Annotated in this window: 18 protein-coding genes; 11 read left to right on the top strand and 7 right to left on the bottom strand. The window is 61.8% G+C overall.

Annotated elements, in window-relative coordinates:
• The first annotated feature begins 21 nt into the window (after positions 1–21).
• Positions 22–1,326 carry an NtaA/DmoA family FMN-dependent monooxygenase gene (locus tag ACHWUQ_RS17930; RefSeq protein WP_394681950.1) on the top strand — a complete coding sequence of 435 codons (1,305 nt, stop codon included), beginning with the start codon at positions 22–24 and terminating at the stop codon, positions 1,324–1,326.
• Positions 1,327–1,381: 55 nt separating this feature from the next.
• A complete protein-coding gene (locus ACHWUQ_RS17925) occupies positions 1,382–2,614 on the top strand; it encodes an acyl-CoA dehydrogenase (protein ID WP_394681949.1) in 1,233 nt (410 codons plus the stop codon).
• A 1-nt stretch (position 2,615) separates the two neighbouring features.
• On the opposite strand, the gene ACHWUQ_RS17920 is transcribed toward ACHWUQ_RS17925, so the two are convergent.
• Both ACHWUQ_RS17920 and ACHWUQ_RS17915 read right to left on the bottom strand, forming a co-directional pair.
• Positions 2,616–4,160 (bottom strand): MFS transporter, encoded by a 1,545-nt coding sequence (locus ACHWUQ_RS17920; RefSeq protein WP_394681948.1) that lies wholly within the window; start codon positions 4,158–4,160, stop codon positions 2,616–2,618.
• Between the two features lie 2 nt (positions 4,161–4,162).
• Entirely contained in the window at positions 4,163–4,699 is a 537-nt protein-coding gene (locus ACHWUQ_RS17915) for a GNAT family N-acetyltransferase (RefSeq protein ID WP_394681947.1), read from the bottom strand.
• An 83-nt stretch (positions 4,700–4,782) separates the two neighbouring features.
• Between ACHWUQ_RS17915 and ACHWUQ_RS17910 the strand changes: the two genes are divergently transcribed.
• The gene (locus ACHWUQ_RS17910; protein ID WP_394681946.1) at positions 4,783–5,655 is read left to right on the top strand and encodes a LysR family transcriptional regulator; all 873 of its coding nucleotides are present in this window, start codon (positions 4,783–4,785) and stop codon (positions 5,653–5,655) included.
• Positions 5,656–5,800: 145 nt separating this feature from the next.
• On the opposite strand, the gene ACHWUQ_RS17905 is transcribed toward ACHWUQ_RS17910, so the two are convergent.
• Genes ACHWUQ_RS17905 through ACHWUQ_RS17895 form a run of 3 tightly spaced genes read right to left on the bottom strand, consistent with a single transcriptional unit; the run spans position 5,801 to position 7,581 of the window.
• Positions 5,801–6,520 carry a dihydrofolate reductase family protein gene (locus tag ACHWUQ_RS17905; protein WP_394681945.1) on the bottom strand — a complete coding sequence of 240 codons (720 nt, stop codon included), beginning with the start codon at positions 6,518–6,520 and terminating at the stop codon, positions 5,801–5,803.
• A 42-nt stretch (positions 6,521–6,562) separates the two neighbouring features.
• Entirely contained in the window at positions 6,563–7,045 is a 483-nt protein-coding gene (locus ACHWUQ_RS17900; protein WP_394681944.1) for a DUF6644 family protein, read from the bottom strand.
• A gap of 5 nt (positions 7,046–7,050) precedes the next feature.
• Positions 7,051–7,581 (bottom strand): hypothetical protein, encoded by a 531-nt coding sequence (locus ACHWUQ_RS17895; RefSeq protein WP_394681943.1) that lies wholly within the window; start codon positions 7,579–7,581, stop codon positions 7,051–7,053.
• Positions 7,582–8,143: 562 nt separating this feature from the next.
• Between ACHWUQ_RS17895 and ACHWUQ_RS17890 the strand changes: the two genes are divergently transcribed.
• From ACHWUQ_RS17890 to ACHWUQ_RS17865, 6 genes are all read left to right on the top strand, one after another.
• A complete protein-coding gene (locus ACHWUQ_RS17890) occupies positions 8,144–8,611 on the top strand; it encodes a cupin domain-containing protein (RefSeq protein WP_394681942.1) in 468 nt (155 codons plus the stop codon).
• 31 nt (positions 8,612–8,642) lie between these two features.
• On the top strand, positions 8,643–9,437 hold the full coding sequence (locus ACHWUQ_RS17885; protein WP_394681941.1) for a carboxymuconolactone decarboxylase family protein: 795 nt from the start codon (positions 8,643–8,645) through the stop codon (positions 9,435–9,437).
• A complete protein-coding gene (locus ACHWUQ_RS17880) occupies positions 9,434–10,063 on the top strand; it encodes a cytochrome P460 family protein (protein ID WP_394681940.1) in 630 nt (209 codons plus the stop codon). Before ACHWUQ_RS17885 ends, ACHWUQ_RS17880 begins: the two co-directional genes overlap by 4 nt.
• A gap of 18 nt (positions 10,064–10,081) precedes the next feature.
• On the top strand, positions 10,082–11,170 hold the full coding sequence (locus ACHWUQ_RS17875; protein ID WP_394681939.1) for an alpha/beta hydrolase: 1,089 nt from the start codon (positions 10,082–10,084) through the stop codon (positions 11,168–11,170).
• A 95-nt stretch (positions 11,171–11,265) separates the two neighbouring features.
• Positions 11,266–11,706 (top strand): cyclophilin-like fold protein, encoded by a 441-nt coding sequence (locus ACHWUQ_RS17870; RefSeq protein ID WP_394681938.1) that lies wholly within the window; start codon positions 11,266–11,268, stop codon positions 11,704–11,706.
• Between the two features lie 229 nt (positions 11,707–11,935).
• Positions 11,936–13,129: an arabinose transporter gene (locus ACHWUQ_RS17865; RefSeq protein WP_394681937.1), complete on the top strand. Its 1,194-nt coding sequence runs from the start codon at positions 11,936–11,938 to the stop codon at positions 13,127–13,129.
• 9 nt (positions 13,130–13,138) lie between these two features.
• Here the strand turns inward: ACHWUQ_RS17865 and ACHWUQ_RS17860 are convergent, their stop codons facing one another.
• Both ACHWUQ_RS17860 and ACHWUQ_RS17855 read right to left on the bottom strand, forming a co-directional pair.
• Positions 13,139–14,035, bottom strand: a complete 897-nt coding sequence (locus ACHWUQ_RS17860) for a LysR family transcriptional regulator (RefSeq protein ID WP_312526703.1) — start codon at positions 14,033–14,035, stop codon at positions 13,139–13,141.
• Positions 14,036–14,197: 162 nt separating this feature from the next.
• A complete protein-coding gene (locus tag ACHWUQ_RS17855; protein WP_394681936.1) occupies positions 14,198–15,622 on the bottom strand; it encodes a short-chain fatty acyl-CoA regulator family protein in 1,425 nt (474 codons plus the stop codon).
• Between the two features lie 162 nt (positions 15,623–15,784).
• On the opposite strand from ACHWUQ_RS17855, the gene ACHWUQ_RS17850 reads away from it, so the two are divergent.
• Both ACHWUQ_RS17850 and prpC read left to right on the top strand, forming a co-directional pair.
• A complete protein-coding gene (locus ACHWUQ_RS17850) occupies positions 15,785–16,183 on the top strand; it encodes an acyl-CoA thioesterase (RefSeq protein ID WP_313336007.1) in 399 nt (132 codons plus the stop codon).
• Complete coding sequence (prpC, locus tag ACHWUQ_RS17845; RefSeq protein ID WP_394681935.1) at positions 16,180–17,358, top strand: 2-methylcitrate synthase; 1,179 nt, start codon at positions 16,180–16,182, stop codon at positions 17,356–17,358. Before ACHWUQ_RS17850 ends, prpC begins: the two co-directional genes overlap by 4 nt.
• Positions 17,359–17,402: the final 44 nt, after the last annotated feature.

Here is a 17,402-nt window from a genome sequence, read left to right as displayed (position 1 = left end):
TCCCACAGTGTGTAGAACACGATGAGCCAGCCCCCCCAACTCCACCTCAACCTCAATATCTACGGCGCAGGGGCCCATGCCGCTGCCTGGCTGTGGCCGCAGAACGACCCGCTGTGGCCGGTGACCCCCGACTACTTTGTGCGCCTGGCGCAGACGGCAGAGCGGGGCGGCTTTGACGCGGTGTTCTTCTCGGACCGCGCGGCCTTTCCCGGCAACAGCCTGCATCGCCCGTTTCCGGCGATCGAACCCAGCATTCTGCTGGCCCTGATCGCAGCCAAGACCCAGCACATCGGTCTGCTGGCGACCGTGTCCTCCTCGTACAACGAGCCCTTCAATATCGCGCGGCGCTTTGCGTCGCTGGATCTGGTCAGTGGCGGTCGCTCGGGGGTGAACATCGTCACCTCAGCCGATGTGGAGGCTGCGCGCAACTTTGGCCGCAGCGCGCCGCTGGCGCATGCCGACCGCTACCGGCGCGCGGCAGAGTTCAGCCAGGTGCTCAAGGACCTGTGGGCCAGCTGGGGGCCCGGCGGCATTGTGGCCGACCGCGCAACGGGCCAGTACTTTGACCCGGCGCAGATCCGTCCGATCGCCCACCACGGCGAGTTCTTCTCGGTCGAAGGGCCCATCAACGTGCCGCCCAGCCCGCAAGGCCGGCCGCTGGTGGTGCAGGCCGGCGGCTCGGATGCCGGCCTGGACCTGGCCGCCCATCATGCCGATGCGGTGTTTACGTTGGCGCCGTCGCTAGCGCAGGCGCAAGGCTACCGCCAAGCGCTGGATACCCGGCTCAAGGCACTGGGCCGTGCCACCAGCGCCGTCAAGGTGTTCCCCGGCCTGGTCACCGTGCTGGGCGGCACCGAGCAGGCCGCGCAGCAGCGCGCCCGGGCGCTGGCCGACCTGGTGCCCATCGAGCAGGGGCTCAACTACCTGTCCGACCTGCTGCAGACCCGCTTTGGCCATGCCGACCTGGACCAGCCGCTGCCCGCTGACCTGCAACTGCCAGGCAACGGCATGACCACCTTTGCGAAGAATGTGCTGGACAAGGCGCGCAGCCATGGCTGGACGGTGCGCGAGCTGATCCGCGCGCAAAACGGCGGCGGCAGCAACCACAACACCATCGTCGGCACGCCCGAGCAGGTGGCCGACTACATGCTGACCTGGTTCCGCAGTGGCGCCATCGATGGCTTCAACCTGATGCATGACGTGCTGCCCTCGGGGCTGGAGGACTTTGTCGACCAGGTGGTGCCGCTGCTGCGCAAGGCAGGGGTCTACCGCGAAACCTATAACGCCAGCACCTTGCGCGGCAACCTGGGGCTGGCTGCGGCCTGAGCCCCTCTTACAACACCCCCGCCGGGCCCGGCCCGCGCTTTTTGCAGAACCGTTTATGAAAATCGACCCTCCCCAGACCCTGACCCCCGCAGCACAGAGCGCGGCCAGCGGAACCGCCCGCACCGACTGGCAAGCGCTGTTTGACGAGATCGCCGCCGGCTCGGCCGAGCGCGAGGAAAAGCGCATTCTGCCGTTTGCGCAGATCCAGGCCTTGAAGGACCGCCGCTTTGGCGCCTACCGCCTGCCGGTGGCCGATGGCGGCACAGGGGCCAGCATGGCGGGGCTGATGGAGCAGGTGATAGCGCTGGGCGCAGCCGATTCCAACGTTGCGCATATCTTGCGCAACCACTTTGTCTTTGTGGAGCGCTTCGCGCGCAACCCGGTCAGTGCGCAGGCGCATTTCTGGCGCGATCAGGTGGCCCAGGGGGCGATCTTCGGCCTCGCCAACACCGAGCTGGCACAGGCCAGAAGCGGCGAAAAGACCTTCACACGCCTGGTGCCCGACGGCGCCCACTTTCGCATGACCGGCGCCAAGTTCTACAGCACTGGCAGCCTGTATGCGGATTTCGTCATCGTGCGGGCACGCGACGCGCAGGAGCGCGATGTCACTGCCATCATCCCCACGCGGCGCGAAGGCGTGAATCTGGTCGATGACTGGGATGCCATGGGCCAGCGCATGACCGGCAGCGGCACCACCTTGTTCGACAGCGTGCGGGTGGAGCCCGAGGAGATCATCGTGGACAGCGCCGGCACCGGCTACAGCCGGCCCTACAAAAGCACCTTGCCCCAGCTGTTCCTGACGGCGGTGAACACCGGCATCTTGCGGGCCATTGTGCGTGATGCGTCGGCGATGCTGCACAAGCGGTCGCGCAAGGGCTTTTTCTTTGCCGCTGCCGATACGCCGGCAGAAGACCCGTTGCTGCTGAAGATCGTCGGCGATCTGTCGGCCCAGCTGTTTGCCGCTGAGGCAGTGATGGCTGCGGCCAGCCATGCGCAGGATGCCTCGCTGGCCACGGCGGAGGGCGACCCCGCGCTGAAAGACACCGCCCACCATGCCGCCGTGCTGGCTGCCAAGGCCAAGCTCATCGTCGATGGCCTGGTGCTGCAGGCCGGCACGGCAGTGTTTGACCTGGGCGGCGCCTCCTCCACCTTGCGCACGCAGAACCTGGACCGCCACTGGCGCAATGCCCGCACCGTGGCATCGCACAACCCGGCGCTGTACAAGGCGCTGGCCTTGGGCAAGCTGGCCGTGCATGGCGAGCCGCTGCCCGACAAGGACTTTTTCTAGGTCAGTGCCCTTCGCTGGCCACCGCGCCGCTGCGGTGCCCCACGGTGGCCTGTTGCTGACCACGGCTGCGCAGCAGCGCCACCGCCAGCGCTGCGGCCAATACCAGCACCACGGCAGTGGCCATCACCGCCATAAAGCCCTGGTCAAACGCCGCGTGGGCCAGGCCCAGCAGCTGGGCCGCTGCCTCGGGCGGCAACTTTTCTGCAGCCAGCAACGCGGCATCGATGCCATCGCTGGCGCCGGTGGCCTGCAGGTTGGCCGGCAGCACCAGGCTGCTGGTATAGCGCCAAGACAGCACGCTGCCCAGGAGCGCGACGCCCAGCACGCCGCCAAACTCGTAGGAGACCTCTTCGACCGAGGCGGCCATGCCCGCGTGCTCGGGCGGCGCGCTGTTCATCACCGCATTGGAGGCTGCGGTGATGGTGGCGCCCACACCCAGGCCCAGGACGGCCAGCACGGCAATTTTCTGCAGGCTGTGGGCGCCCGTGTTGAGGCTCATCGTTAATGCACACAGCGCCACGGCGCTGACCAACAGCCCCGCCAGAATCAGTCGGTGCGTGCCAAAGCGCGACAGCGCCCAGCCGGCGATGGGGCCGGCCACAAAGGCCGCCACCGGGATCGGCAAGATCGCCAGCCCCGCTTGCAGCGGGCTCAGCCCCAGCACCAGTTGCAGGCGCTGGCTGAACACCAGCTCCACGCCCACCAACGCGACGGCTGCCACCACGGCGGCAATCACACCGCCCGAGAACGTGGGAATGCGGAACAGGCGCAGCTCGATCAGCGGCTGGGGCCGGCTGAGCTGGCGGCGGATAAAGACCGCCAGCACCACGGCGCTGAGGATGCCCATCAGCGCGGCAAAGCCCAGTGACGGCGCAGGCTTGGCCAGCTCCTTGATGCTGAGCACCAGGCTGACCATGGCGACCATCGCCTGCAGCGAGCTGGTGTAGTCCCAGCCAGCCAGGCTGGCCTTGTGCTGGAGGCGGTCTGCGGGAATCAGCCACACGGTCAGCACCAGCGCCAGCGCCACGATAGGCACATTGACCAAAAACACCGAGCCCCACCAGAAGTACTCCAGCAGCACGCCGCCGACGACAGGGCCCAGCGCCGCGCCGCCCGAGGCGACCGAGGCCCAGATGCCAATGGCCACCGAGCGCTCGCGCTGGTCGGGAAAGCTCATGCGGATGATGGCCAGGGTCGCGGGCATCATGATGGCCGCGCCCACGCCCAGCAGCGCGCGGGCGGCAATCAACATGGCTGCATTGGGGGAATAGGCGGCCGCCAGCGAGGCGGTGCCAAAGACCACCAGCCCGAGCATGAACATGCGCCGGTAGCCCAGGCGGTCGCCTAAAGCGCCGGTGCTCAGCAGCAGGCCGGCGACGACCAGCGCATAGGCGTTGACGATCCACAGCTTCATCGAGGTGGACGCGGCCAGGTCATGGGTGAGTGTGGGCAGCGCGGTGTAGAGCACCGTCATGTCGACGACGATCAGCAGCAGGGCCATGGATACGATGGCCAGCACCAGCCATCTTCTGGAATGCAGTGCCATGGTCAGACTCCCAGTTCTTTCATCATCGTGACGGACACGGGCCGGCAGCCCAGGCGCTCGAACAGCCGGTGCGCGCCCTGGTTGCCGATGCCGCTTTCCAGAAACAGGCGTTGCAGACCTTCAGCCTGCAGCTGCGCGCAGACCCAGCCAAACAGCGCCTGGCCCAGGCCCTGGCCGCGTGCGGCGGGGCTGACGACCAGGTCATCCAAGGTGGCAAACGGCGTGGGTGCGCGCTGCTCCTCGTCGAGCGAGACAAAGGCGATGCCGACCAGCGCATCGCCCTGGTGGGCGATGGCGATGCGCTGCATTGCGTTGGCTTCGGGCGCGGCCAAGGTGGTCTCAATCTGCCGGGCCATGTGGTCGGCCAGCTGGGGGCTCCATTGGCCCGGTGCGATGGCGCGCGGGGACTGCAGCTCGCCATGGGAGATGTAATGGGGACTGAGCTGGCCCATGAACAGCGCCAGGATCGCTGGCGACTGTGCGGGGTCGTGGCACCAGGCCATCGTCAGGGCGGGTGCTTGTTGGTTGATCGATTGCATAGCCTGGATATTGCGCCATAAAAATAGATTGATAAAGTTGGAATCCATCAATAAAACAGATGAATGCGTTACAGTGCCAGGCAATGGAATGGACCATTGAACAATTGCGGCAGTTTGTGGCCACCGCCGACAGCGGCTCTTTCTCAGCCGCTGCACGCAGCCTGGGCAAGGCGCAATCTGCTGTCAGCACCGCGGTGGGCATGCTGGAGGTAGATCTGGGCGTGGTGCTGTTTGACCGCTCGCACCGCAATGCCCAACTGACCGATGCGGGCCGGGTGCTGCTGCTGGAGGCGCGCGAGCTGCTGCGCCAGGCCGAGCAGCTGGACCAGCGCGCGCAGGCGCTCAGCGGCGGGGCCGATGCCGAGCTGGCACTGGCGATTGACGAGGCGCTGCCCTATACCGCCGTGGCGACCATGCTGCGCGAGATGGCGCAGCGGTTTCCGAGCCTGGAGTTGCTGCTGCTCAACGGCACCGCCACCGAGGTGGCCGACTATGTGGCCCAGGGGCGCGCCGGCATCGCCATCCACATCGACCGGGGGCCCGTGCTGCACCATTTTGAGCAGCGCCACCTGGGCACCGTGCCCCAGGGCGTGTTTGTGGCCGCCGACCACCCGCTGGCCGATGGCCAGGCCGTGAGCCTGCAGGCGCTGGCCCAGCACCGGCAGTTGCTGATGCATACCGAGGACGTGCATGAGCGCGCCTACAGCCCGCGCGTCTGGCGCTCGGACAGCTTCTACAACATCGCAGACATGGTGGCCGACAACCTGGGCTGGGCGGTGCTGCCGGTCAATATTGCGCACTACGAAGGCAACCGCCAGGCGCTGCGCGAAGTGCCTTGCCCGGCACTGGCGCTGCCCCGGCTGTCGGTGCGCATGCTGTGGCGCCAGGGTGCGCAGCGCAGCCAGACGGCGCAGTATGTGGAGACGCGCTTTGGGCAGCTGTTGGCGGCTATTTGATATTCCGCCGCTGTATCTGTGGTCTGGCCTGGTATTAATAAATGGATTGCTGACTTTTCGCCAATTTCAGGATGCGGCATTTTTAGGGCCGACTAACACTCCACTGTCATGATGTTAAGCAAGTGAATAGATATCACTTGGGTTATCACTGCTGTCTTTCAACGCGATAACGCATCCAAACCACTTCTGCTTCCAGCGTTTCGACTGACATGAGCCGCAGTCTTCGTCCGGAAGCGGGCCGCTCGTTGGCATCTTTGCCTTGGTAATCAAATATGCTGGGGATGCCCGCCAAGCCGTCTATGCCTGGATAAACCAATAGGCTGATTTCATCAATGAGGTCCGCTTTGAGAAATGCACCATTGATGGTTCCTCCGCCCTCCAAAAGCAAGCATTCGGTTTGAAAATCAGCACTGATGCAGCCCATGGCGGTGGCAAGGTCATGGCCATCATCTCCGGCAAATAGATAAGAAACCCCGTCGGCACGTAGCTCAGCGAGATAGTCCTCCGAGACTCGGCTGCCCAGTACAGTGACGAGGTGCTCTTTGCCGATATGGTCCACGCCATAGTGGAGCTTTCCCAAAGGATCAATCGTAATGGCCAGATTGCGCTGTTGGCGATTACCCATGTGGCTGGTTCTTGCAGTCGCTTGGGACGAGGTTTTGGAAGCATGTTCTGCGCCCCGCACCATCTCGGCCATGGTCTTCCGCCCCACGATCCAGCCCTGTGCCCCCAACTTTGCTGCAGATTCTTCGTATATCTCCAAGACCTTGTTTTTACCCGCACTGTCGGGTAATGGCGTCCAGCGGTTGGAAATAAGACGGCCGTCGATCGAGCCTATCATGTGGCAGATTATTTTGGGTCGCATATTTATATTTGTATAAATGGTTGGGTAAATGGATGAGGTATTTTAATAAGCCAAGAAGCGTCCTGCAAAAACAGTACCCGTCCAGCACAGCATGGAAATCAAGGCTGCGGCTTTTGCCGATGTTGGTGGAGTCTGCTCTTCGTCCCAGGTCATGACGGTTTTATAAATTCCCTGGTGAAAGATGAGAATATTAAAGCCCGCAATAACGATCAGGCCAAACTTCCAAACGGCAGCAGGACTTTCGCCCACCGCCAGCGCAATGGCGCTGAACATGGGCAGTCCGGTGCACAGGACGATGCCAAATCCCAGATGCGACAACGGCAGCAGATGGCGCATGGTGACGGTGACGGGAACGTGTCCGCGTGCCAGGCCGAGCAAACGCAGGTCGACGATGAACGCTGGCCCGATCAGCAGTGCAATGCCCAATACATGCAAGCTCATCAGGACAGGGTAGAGGACGGGGGTAGTGCGTACGACTTCTCCAGCCCCTGAGCGTTCAATAGCTCCCAAGATGTCCCGGAACATTCGGTTTATTTCGACGGTGCGGCGGGCGCTGATTCTGGCTGTTGTGGCAGTGAGGTCAGTTGCTGCCATACGCCCTGACCGTTTGCTAGCCAGAACATCATCGGACGCAATTCACGGTCCTGGCTGGCACTGAGAAATCCAACGACTTCCATTTTCTCGCCTACTTTCAACGCGCGGTCCAGGCCCCAGCGTTCCATCCACTCGGGGCCTGCAAGCACCAGGCGCAGTTCCTTTTGTTCGCCACCGTAGGGCCGGGCCGAATTCATGGTCGCGAGAGCGCTGCCTGGGTCTGCGCCGGGAGGGGCGGCACGGCTTTTCCAATTGGCCGGCAGCTTCGTGGTCTCCACCTTGAGGCGCACTTCGCTGTGCGGATTTCCCCAGCGTACATAGGTCACTGTGCCTGCGGCGAAATAGGCATGGCGGGTGTTGAAGGAACTCCAACCGTGGTGTGCGGACGCGTATGGCATCCATGCATATCCGAGAGCGACTGCGAAAAGCAGCTTGAGAAATACGTTGGCGATGCTGGAAATCTTCATCTGATGTCCTGAGTGATGGGGCAATGAAAGCCAGGCGGACGAGCGACCGCCCAAGAGGTGTGCCCACTCTAGGTGCAAAAACCGCAGGCCGGTACCTGCGGCAATCGATGGCACTTATGTAGGAATTTCATGAGTCCACCTTCTGCGCAAGAAGCATGCGGCCTTGCGATGGAGTTGCGGTCCCTAAAAAGGCGTATCCAGCTTGGTGACGACGACGTGCCAAACGAGGCGGTGGTTGCAAGGGCGCTGTCTGCCCCTTGGATCGCAGCCCGTCATCACCCATATCGACGCGTCTTTTTAATGAAAAATTCTCATATTTGCAATCGAATTCCGGTTCTTAACAAAAGGAATCGTGGTGGTCAGACTCACTACTTCATTGCCCCGATGCCTTCTTTTTTCAGCCTTCGTTGAACTGGATTTCATCTGCTCGTCAGAGGCAGAGCCAGCCACTTGAGTCCGGATGAAGTGAGGCGATCGAGGGTGTTTCGGAACCTCAGCGTCAACAGAATTTTCATAACGCAAGCGCTGCTGATGTCATGACCCTGTCCATAAAGGAATTGAGATGAAGAAAATTTTGGCAACCGCCGGCGTACTGGCTTCTGTCGCTGCTAGCACCGTGTATGCCCAAGGCATTGAGATCACGCACGGTGGGCAACATCCCACTCGCCCCGGTGACCCGTCGCAGTTTTCTGGGAACGTCTCGATCGATGCCTTGACGACCAAGGGCAGCGCGGCATTCGCCGGCTCCGGCTTGGTGGCCTTTGCACCAGGGGCTCGCACCGCGTGGCATTCACATCCCGCAGGCCAGTGGCTGTATGTGACGGTGGGGAATGGCTGGGTTCAGCAAGAAGGACAGGCTGTGCAAGCCCTGAAAGCCGGGGATGCGGTCTGGATTCCGGCAGGTGTCAAACATTGGCATGGGGCTACTGAAAAAAACGCGATGAGCCATGTTGCAGTCCCTCCCCACCTGGACGGCAAGAACGTCGCCTGGATGGAGCAAGTCAGTGATGCGGATTACGGCAAGCGTTGAGCGCGTGTGGGCACGCTTTAGAAAGAACGATATGAAAACACACCTCTTGCTTGCCGCATCGGCAGCGTTCCTGCTCACGGCCTGTGCCAGCAAACAGCCAGCCCCAGCCGGCAAGCCAGCATCCCGAAGCACAGGCCCATCGGCAGAGCAGATTGCAGCCGTTTCACCAGGTCTGGCCCGATTCACGGCGCAGACGATTGACGCTGGACTCTGGAATCGCCCAGGCCTGTCTCGCCGCGATCGCAGCCTCATCACGCTGTCCGCGCAAATCGCGCGAAACCAATCGACTGAGCTTGGCAACCAGATCGCGTTTGCCCTGGACAACGGCGTGACGCCCGCTGAGGTGTCCGAGCTCATTACGCATCTGGCTTTCTATGCCAGCCTTGGCAATGCCATGAGTGCTGTGACAGCTGCCCGGTCGGTGTTTGTGGACCGCAGCATTGGCATAGAGGCACTGCCTGCGGCGCAGGGCGGGCTGCTTGCACTGGATGAGAAGTCCGAGGCAAGCCGTGCTGAACGCGTAGAAGCAAACTTCGGCGCAGTGGCGCCGGGCGTGGTTCAAGCCACTACGGATGTGCTGTTTCGCGATCTTTGGTTGCGGCCGGGTCTGAGCCCCCGAGATCGAAGCTTGGTGACCTTCAGCGCATTGATTGCCGTCGGTCAGGTGGCTCAGGTGCCGGTTCATCTGAATAAAGCCATGGACAACGGATTGACCCAGGGCGAGGTGTCTGAAACGCTGACCCAGCTGGCTTACTACGCCGGTTGGCCCAACGTCTTTTCAGCAATGCCTGTGGTCAAGGATGCCTTTTCCAAGCGGCCCGCATGATGAAGCCCACGAACAGACGACCTGGTCTTCAGGCCAGCCTCGTGCCTTTAACCCTGCTCATGGCTTTAACAGCAGTGGCCAATGATGCCTGGTCACAAGGCAACACGCGGGTGGCGTTTCCAGAGGGCTACCAGCGCGGCGTTCACTACGCCACGGTGGAGCGCGGGAACATCCGAGAAGAGATTTTTACCAGCAGCGAAGCCATTGACGCTGCCAAGAAGAACCAACCTCTTCCGAGTGGCACTGTCATCACGATGGAGGACTACCGCGATGGCCGCCTTTTCCGCTACGTGGTGATGGAGAAACGCCAAGGCTGGGGAGAAAAGCATGACCCGCAAGTGCGCAACGGCGACTGGGAGTTCCAGTCCTTCGCACCGGATCGATCTGTCAATCGCTCTGAGAACGTAGCACGCTGCATGGGCTGCCACCAGCCACAGGGGAAGAACGATTTTGTCTTCACATTCGACCGAATGCGGAGTGCAAATGTCAGCGGATTGGAGAGGACTTTGCGCCTGGTAGCTGCGGCACCTGATGGCGTCAAACCGCCCCTGAACACCCATGCACTTGCCATTCTTCAGCAGGACCCTGGACGGATGCCGACTCCTCTTGCATCCAACCACCAATAACAACCCAAGGAACATCCTATGTCCCATACACACCATCCCCAGTTGAAGACTGATCCCATTTCTACCGAGCGCCGAAAAATTCTGGCGGGGGGCGCTGTGCTCACCGCAGCGGCCTTCGCCAGCGGCACCAGCTTTGCGAATGCGTCAGGCCCTGATATGTCGCGAGGGGCAGACAACTTCTACGTCAGCAAGGACGTCAACAGCCAGGAAGTCCGTTTTAAAAATACCCTGGGCATGGAGGTCGTCGGCACCTTGTTTACACCCAAGGCGTTGGAGCCCAACAAGAAGGCACCGGCATTGGTGGTCGGTCATCCCTACGGTGCTGTGCGCCAACAGGCCGCCAACCTGTATGCCACCAAGATGGCAGAGCAGGGCTATGTCACGCTCACTTTCGACCAGTCATTCTGGGGTCAAAGTGCAGGAGAGCCCCGGGGCGCCGTGCTGCCCGACATCTATGTGGAAAACTTCAGCGCTGCGGTTGACTTTCTGGGGACGCGAGACTTCGTGGCGCGTGAGCAAATCGGTGTCATCGGCGTCTGTGCCAGCGGTGGGTTCTCCCTTGCGGCAGCAAAGATAGATCCACGCATCAAAGCGGTTGCGACCGTCAGCATGTATGACATGGGCGAGTACTACCGCACTGGAATCAGAGGTGAACGCACGGTTGAGACGCGCAGTAAAGATCTGCAGATCGCCTCTGCGAATCGCTGGAAGGAGTTCGAGACGGGCCAGCCCATACACGGCCCAGGCCAAAACGACCCGGTGTTCCTGGAAGCCGCAGAGTCTCGTGATTTTTACGAAACCGCGCGTGGCAAGGTCGCATCCAACAATCGCAGGACGACGCCGGCTACTTACGCCAAGTTCATGAACTACTACCCGTTCAACGGTATCGAGGCCATCTCGCCGCGTCCTATTCTCTTCGTGGTGGGCGCCATCGCTCCATCGCGTGGTTACACCGAAACGGCTTTCAAATTGGCGGCTGAGCCTAAAGAGCTGGTTGTCATCGATGGCGCTAACCGCATTGATCTTTACGACCGCACCGAGATCATCCCTTGGCCGAAGCTGACTTCATTCTTTAACCAGCATCTGCGCAATGCCGCTTCTTCCTAAGAAGGCTGGCTCTGCAAGCATCGGAGGGGTGCGGCCAGTGTGCTGCGCTCTGACGAAGCTGACTTCCGCTCAGGCGCATACCCAGGAGCATTGACATGCCGACAACAAAGATATGGACCATGGCATTGGCCGCCATCCTGCCCATGACGGTGATGGCCGCCGATGGTAAGGCCAGCTGTGGCATCAAAGTCAAAATCACAGCCGGAGGCCAGGTGCTCACTGCGACCTTTCAGGACAACGCAACCAGCAGAGCGCTGGCTGCGTTGTTCCCTCTTACTGTGCCCATGATGGATTTGTACTCCCGTGAGCTCGTCTACCGTTTTGCGCAGCCGCTACCGGCTGAGCAAAAGACGACGAGTGGCTACGACGTCGGCGACATCGTCTATTGGGCGCCCCGCCACAGCTTTGTGATCATGTATGCGCAGAACGGTGAGCGCATCAGTGAGCTACAGAAGGTGGGTCGCATTGACTCCGGCGTGGAGAAGCTAGCGAACGTGGGCGACATCCACGTGCTGTTTGAACTGATGCCCCCATAACGGTGGCGCATCTACAAAATTGCAACGACATGCTTGCGGCTTGACCAGCTTGCTGCAGCGGGTCAATTTTTTCTCCTGGACATTTTTCCCTTCGCGCAAGTGTGTGCCGCACAGGTGGCGTGCCACCTAGGTGGGTTTTGCGCGTGTTCCCATTTTTATCGGGAGATTCTTCAGTGCCGGCCGCTAAGTAACGCGAGGGCGCCGCGCGAATGGGTCACAGGGCTTTCTCATGAACAACAACACAACCAACGCCTCCACCCGTTCTAGCCTGGGGGTTCTCCTGCCCATCATGGCTGCAGTGCTTGCAGGGTTTCTGATCATCGGATTGGCTCTCCCTGTTCTTCCCCTTCATGTTAGAAGTGATCTGGGCTATGGCACCTTCGTTGTCGGGCTGGTCGCAGGCGCACAGTTCGCCGCTTCATTGGTATCACGGGTCTGGGCCGGATCGTTTTCTGACAAATACGGCCCCAAGCGAGGGGTGGTGGTAGGTCTCGTAGCTGCCACCGTATCCGGGCTGCTTTATCTGTTGTCTTTGGTCTTTGCCAGCCAGCCCATGCTGTCCGTATCGATTCTTCTGTTGGGCCGGGCATTGCTCGGTGGTGCAGAAAGTTTCATCATCACAGGCGGCGTCAGCTGGGGACTGGGTCTGGTTGACAAATCACAGGCAGGCAAGGTCATTGCATGGGTAGGCACTGCGATGTTCGCTGCGATGGCTCTCGGCGGACCTGTGGGCACGCAAATCTTTTCGGCCTATGGTTTTATCGCGATCGCCTTGGTGACGGCACTGCTGCCGCTTCTGGTGCTTGTGGCCTTGTGGCACCTGCCAGCTCTGCCGCCGCATCCGCTCAAAGCGCAATCTGCGCTGAAATCAGTGCTGGGGTCGGTCTGGTTGCCCGGACTGGGCGCCGCCACGGCCAGCATCGGCTACTGCGCGATTCTGGCGTTCAGCTCCTTGTTCTACGCTGAGCAGCAATGGCAGCCCATCTGGCTGGCCTTCAGCGCCTTCGGTGTGGCACTTATTTTTGCGCGCATCGTCGCGGGGCATCTGCCCGACAGAATAGGTGGCGCAAAGGTTGCGCTGGTCTTCGTGCTGGTGCAGGCGGGTGGTTTGCTGCTCATGTGGCTGGCGCGCAGTCCTGTTGCCGCATCTGCAGGCGCGGCCATTGCGGGATTTGGCTATTCGCTGGTTTACCCGGGTCTTGGGGTTGAGGCTGTGCGCGGAACATCGCCGGAGAACCGGGGGCTGGCCATGGGCATCTACACGGCATTCCTGGATGTGGCCATGGCTATTGGCAGTCCCGCACTGGGCTGGGTGGCGGGTCAGGCCGGGCTTGCTGCGGTTTATCTTGCCAGCGCGTTGGTGGTGCTGTGCACTGCTGCTATCGCCGCTCGGCTGTGGCGGCGGCCCATGCTTGCTACCTAGTTTCGGCCGCTATGGCTGGTACCTCAACTCATCGATCAGCAGTTTCATAGCCTGGGAGGGTTGTCTTCTGCTGGGATAGTACAAATGGTATCCAGACCACAGCGGACACCAGTCCTCCAGAATGCGGACCAGCCGTCCCTTGGCCAGATAGGACTCGACCATGGGTTCAGGCACGTAGGCCAATCCGAACCCGGCCAGGGCACCTTCCACTGCTTCGTAGATGCTGCTGACGATCAGTTGCCCATCGACGCGCACGCTGAACTCTCGGCCTTCCGGGTTCTTGAACTCCCAGGCATACAGGCCTCCGTGTGTAGGCAGGCGCAAATTCACGCATTGGTGCTGCACCAGGTCGTGCGGTGTACTGGGAGCTGGCTTTTTATGGAAGTAGCCCTTGGTTGCTACCAGTGCAAAGCGCATGTCTGGCCCAATCCGCACAGCGATCATGTCTTGCGCCAGGGACTCGCCAAAACGAACACCGGCATCGTAGCGGTCCGCGGCGATGTCACTCATGGCGTAGTCGCTCACTAGTTCAATCTTGATATCCGGGTACTGGAGCAGGAACTTGCCTATCTTGGGCCAGAGGATGGAGCGGATGGCGTAATCGGTGGCCGTGATGCGAATGGTGCCGCTGGGCTTGTCCCTGAAGTCACTCAAGGCCTGTACCTGCGTATCGATTTCTGCCAACTGCGGTGAGATGTTCAGGTACAGCCTCTCGCCAGCCTCTGTGGGAGACACATTGCGGGTGGTCCGTGTCAGCAGGCGAATGCCAAGATTGGTTTCCAGTGTCCGGATGCTGTGACTCAGCGCGGATTGGGATACGCCTAGGCGAGCTGCAGCGCGTGTGAAATTGCCTTCACGTACGACAGCGACAAAGGCAAGCAATCCGCTGTAGTGGTCACGGGCCATTCATGCATTTCCTTCATGAAAATAGATAAAGCTCAGCGATTGTTGCATAAATCAGCTGCGAATAGAGAGGCAATCAGCAGATTCACTCTTCAACGGGATGACTGCAGCGGATCTCGTGTGCTTGCGGCCTTTGGCCAGGCGTTTACAAGCAGATCTACAGTGTCAAAGTGCTGAGCCATACGGCGTTGAGTGGCTCGTGTTTTCATCGACCGCCAGCTTGGTGCCCACATACGGAAACGCCCGCTGCGGGCACTGCGTGCGCTCGCAGACCTTGCAGCCCATGCCGATGGGGGTGGCGGCCTCCGGGTCTTCCAGCGCGATGCCCTTGGCATAGACCAGCTGCGGTGCATGGCGCAGGTCGCAGCCCAGGCCGATGGAAAAGGTCTTGCGGGGGGCGCCATAGCCGCGCTGCCCGCCGGAGACGCTGCGGGCGAACCACAGATAGCGCCGGCCATCGGGCATGGCGGCGAGCTGCGCGAGTACCTGGCCTGGCTGGCCAAAGGCCTCGTAGACATTCCACAGCGGGCAGGTGCCACCGGTGCGGCTGAAATGGAAATGCGTGGCCGACTGGCGCTTGGAGATATTGCCGGCCCGGTCTACGCGTACAAAGAAAAAGGGCACGCCGGGGTTGTCGGGCCGCTGCAAGGTGCTGAGCCGGTGGCAGACGGTTTCAAAGCCGACGGCAAAGCGCTGGCCCAGCAGGTCGATGTCGTAGCGCAGCGCCTGGGCGGCCTGCAAAAACGGGCCATAGGGCAGCAGCAGCGCACCGGCAAAGTAGTTGGCCAGGCCCAGGCGCGCCAGCCGCTGCGCGGAAGGGTCGCCGGCCAGCGCGGGCACGCGGATGAGGCTGTCGAGTTGGGGGCCGATCTCCAGCAGCGCCAGCTGCGTGGCCAACTGAAAGGCTTGCTGCGCCGGCGCCAGCGTGGGTGACAGCTGCAGCAGGCGCGAGGCCGGGTCAAACTGCCGCTTGCTGGCGCCTGCGCTTTGCACCTGCTGCACCTGAACCTGGTGCTCGCGCTCCAGGCGCTGCACCAGCCAGCCCACCAGCGGACCGCCCTGGGCCTGCGCCTGCATCGCCAGGTCTTCGGCTGCGCGGTCCACCGCATCGAAATAGTTCTGGTGCGAGAAGAAGAAATCGCGCACCACCTCGAATGGCATCGCGGCCGGCCCTTTGGCATGGGCACGTTCATCGCTGCGGTCGTCACCCAACTGCAGCGACAGCGCTTCGAGCCGCTGCATGGTGTCCAGATGGCGGCGGTACAGCGCCACCACCGCCGCGCCCAGCGCCGGCATTTGCGCGGCCACTTCTTGCAGCTCGGGCAGGGCGATGGCCTCGGGTGCATCGGCCAGGGCTTCGCGCAGCCCCGCCACCAGGCGTGCCTCCTCGTCTTCGGAAAACTGCTGGATGTCCACCCCCAGGCTGCGGTGCAGCTTGAGCAGCACCGACACCGTCAAGGGCCGCTGGTTTTGCTCCAGCTGGTTGAGGTAGCTGGGCGACAGGCCCAGCGCGTGGGCCAGCGCAATCTGCGACAGGTTGCGCTCGGCACGCAGCTTGCGCAGCTTCACGCCCATGAAGGTTTTTTTCATAGCCAGATCTCTTGTTTCATCCGGGGTAGTAGTCGCGACGAGGGTTTGCCAATTTTGCGGATTCTATCAATTTGCAAAATTCGCAAAATGGCACTTTTCATTCGCAGAAATTCGCCATTTCAGTGCTATCCACGGCATGGCATTTTGCGTAAATTGCGAAGCATGACACAACCCATCGGCATTGTTGAACTGCAGGAACTGGTACTGCCGGCGCTGGCCAACCACCACGGCACGCTGTTTGCGGGCCAGGGTCTGCAGTTGATGGCCAAGGCCGCGTTTCTGGCGGCCCGCAGCCTCGCGCAACGTGAGGTGGTGATGGCGGCAGTCAGCCGGGTGGACTTTGTGGCACCGGCACCGGTAGGCCATGGGCTGACCTTGCGTGCCTGGGTCAGCCGGGTGGGGCGCAGCTCGATGACCGTCTGCGTCACCGGCCTGGCGGACCTGCCCGGTACACCGCCCGAAGAGGTGCTCAAAGGTTTGTTTGAAATGGTGGCCGTCGATGCCAAAGGCCGGCCCGTCTCTGTTGATTGCGCGTATTTGAACCAGGAAACCCCGCTATGACCACCACGACCACCGAGGCCGCAGCGCCCACCACTCCTTCGACCTTCAAACCCAAGAAATCGGTTGCGCTCTCAGGCGTGACGGCGGGCAACACCGCCTTGTGCACCGTGGGCCGCAGTGGCAATGACCTGCACTACCGGGGCTATGACATTCTGGACATGGCCCAGGTCTGTGAGTTTGAGGAAATTGCCCACCTGCTGGTGCATGGCAAGCTGCCCAACCGGGCGGAACTGCGGGCCTACAAGGACAAGCTCAAAGCACTGCGCGGCCTGCCCGCCAGCGTCAAGCAGGCGCTGGAGCAGCTGCCGGCGGCCAGCCACCCGATGGATGTGATGCGCACGGGCGTATCGGTGCTGGGCTGCACTCTGCCCGAGAAGGACGACCACAACCTGCCCGGCGCCCGCGACATTGCCGACCGCCTGATGGCCTCGCTGGGCTCGATGCTGCTGTACTGGTACCACTTCAGCACCTCGGGCAAATGCATCGATGTGGAGACCGATGACGACTCCATCGGCGCGCATTTTCTGCACCTGTTGCATGGCAAGAAGCCCAGCGCGCTGTGGGAGCGGGCCATGCACACCTCGCTCAATCTGTATGCCGAGCATGAGTTCAACGCCTCGACTTTCACCGCCCGTGTGGTGGCCGGTACCGGCAGCGACATGTATTCGTCGATCACCGGCGCGATTGGCGCGCTGCGCGGCCCCAAGCACGGCGGCGCCAACGAGGTGGCCTTCGAGATCCAGAAGCGCTACGACAGCGCCGATGCTGCCGAGGCCGATATCCGCCGCCGGGTGGAGAACAAGGAGGTGGTGATCGGCTTTGGCCACCCCGTCTACACCGTCAGCGACCCGCGCAACGTTGTCATCAAGGGCGTCGCCAAGGAGCTGTCGCTGGAGGCCGGCTCCACGAAGATGTACGACATTGCCGAGCGCCTGGAGACGGTGATGTGGGAGGTCAAGAAGATGTTCCCCAACCTCGACTGGTTCAGCGCTGTGAGCTACCACATGATGGGCGTGCCCACTGCGATGTTCACGCCGCTGTTTGTGATTGCGCGCACCAGCGGCTGGGCGGCGCATGTGATCGAGCAGCGCGTGGACAACAAGATCATCCGCCCCAGCGCGCATTACACGGGGCCGGAAGACCAGGTGTTCCAGCCCATCGACCAGCGCGGATGATCAACTGCCGGCTGATCCGACTTCTCCCGATCCCTATAGAAATA

Origin of the sequence: uncultured Comamonas sp. (assembly GCF_964277875.1) — a bacterium.
Taxonomy (GTDB): domain Bacteria; phylum Pseudomonadota; class Gammaproteobacteria; order Burkholderiales; family Burkholderiaceae_C; genus Comamonas; species Comamonas sediminis.
The sequence above is the reverse complement of the archived record's forward strand: the minus strand, read 5'-3'. Positions and strand labels throughout refer to the sequence as shown.

Excerpts from the sequence above, each read along its gene's own strand:
- ACHWUQ_RS17930 (WP_394681950.1), top strand. The coding sequence starts at position 22 with ATGAGCCAGCCCCCCCAACTCCACCTCAACCTCAATATCTACGGCGCA.
- ACHWUQ_RS17925 (WP_394681949.1), top strand. The coding sequence starts at position 1,382 with ATGAAAATCGACCCTCCCCAGACCCTGACCCCCGCAGCACAGAGCGCG.
- ACHWUQ_RS17920 (WP_394681948.1), bottom strand. The coding sequence starts at position 4,160 with ATGGCACTGCATTCCAGAAGATGGCTGGTGCTGGCCATCGTATCCATG.
- ACHWUQ_RS17915 (WP_394681947.1), bottom strand. The coding sequence starts at position 4,699 with ATGCAATCGATCAACCAACAAGCACCCGCCCTGACGATGGCCTGGTGC.
- ACHWUQ_RS17910 (WP_394681946.1), top strand. The coding sequence starts at position 4,783 with ATGGAATGGACCATTGAACAATTGCGGCAGTTTGTGGCCACCGCCGAC.
- ACHWUQ_RS17905 (WP_394681945.1), bottom strand. The coding sequence starts at position 6,520 with ATGCGACCCAAAATAATCTGCCACATGATAGGCTCGATCGACGGCCGT.
- ACHWUQ_RS17900 (WP_394681944.1), bottom strand. The coding sequence starts at position 7,045 with ATGTTCCGGGACATCTTGGGAGCTATTGAACGCTCAGGGGCTGGAGAA.
- ACHWUQ_RS17895 (WP_394681943.1), bottom strand. The coding sequence starts at position 7,581 with ATGAAGATTTCCAGCATCGCCAACGTATTTCTCAAGCTGCTTTTCGCA.
- ACHWUQ_RS17890 (WP_394681942.1), top strand. The coding sequence starts at position 8,144 with ATGAAGAAAATTTTGGCAACCGCCGGCGTACTGGCTTCTGTCGCTGCT.
- ACHWUQ_RS17885 (WP_394681941.1), top strand. The coding sequence starts at position 8,643 with ATGAAAACACACCTCTTGCTTGCCGCATCGGCAGCGTTCCTGCTCACG.
- ACHWUQ_RS17880 (WP_394681940.1), top strand. The coding sequence starts at position 9,434 with ATGATGAAGCCCACGAACAGACGACCTGGTCTTCAGGCCAGCCTCGTG.
- ACHWUQ_RS17875 (WP_394681939.1), top strand. The coding sequence starts at position 10,082 with ATGTCCCATACACACCATCCCCAGTTGAAGACTGATCCCATTTCTACC.
- ACHWUQ_RS17870 (WP_394681938.1), top strand. The coding sequence starts at position 11,266 with ATGCCGACAACAAAGATATGGACCATGGCATTGGCCGCCATCCTGCCC.
- ACHWUQ_RS17865 (WP_394681937.1), top strand. The coding sequence starts at position 11,936 with ATGAACAACAACACAACCAACGCCTCCACCCGTTCTAGCCTGGGGGTT.
- ACHWUQ_RS17860 (WP_312526703.1), bottom strand. The coding sequence starts at position 14,035 with ATGGCCCGTGACCACTACAGCGGATTGCTTGCCTTTGTCGCTGTCGTA.
- ACHWUQ_RS17855 (WP_394681936.1), bottom strand. The coding sequence starts at position 15,622 with ATGAAAAAAACCTTCATGGGCGTGAAGCTGCGCAAGCTGCGTGCCGAG.
- ACHWUQ_RS17850 (WP_313336007.1), top strand. The coding sequence starts at position 15,785 with ATGACACAACCCATCGGCATTGTTGAACTGCAGGAACTGGTACTGCCG.
- prpC (WP_394681935.1), top strand. The coding sequence starts at position 16,180 with ATGACCACCACGACCACCGAGGCCGCAGCGCCCACCACTCCTTCGACC.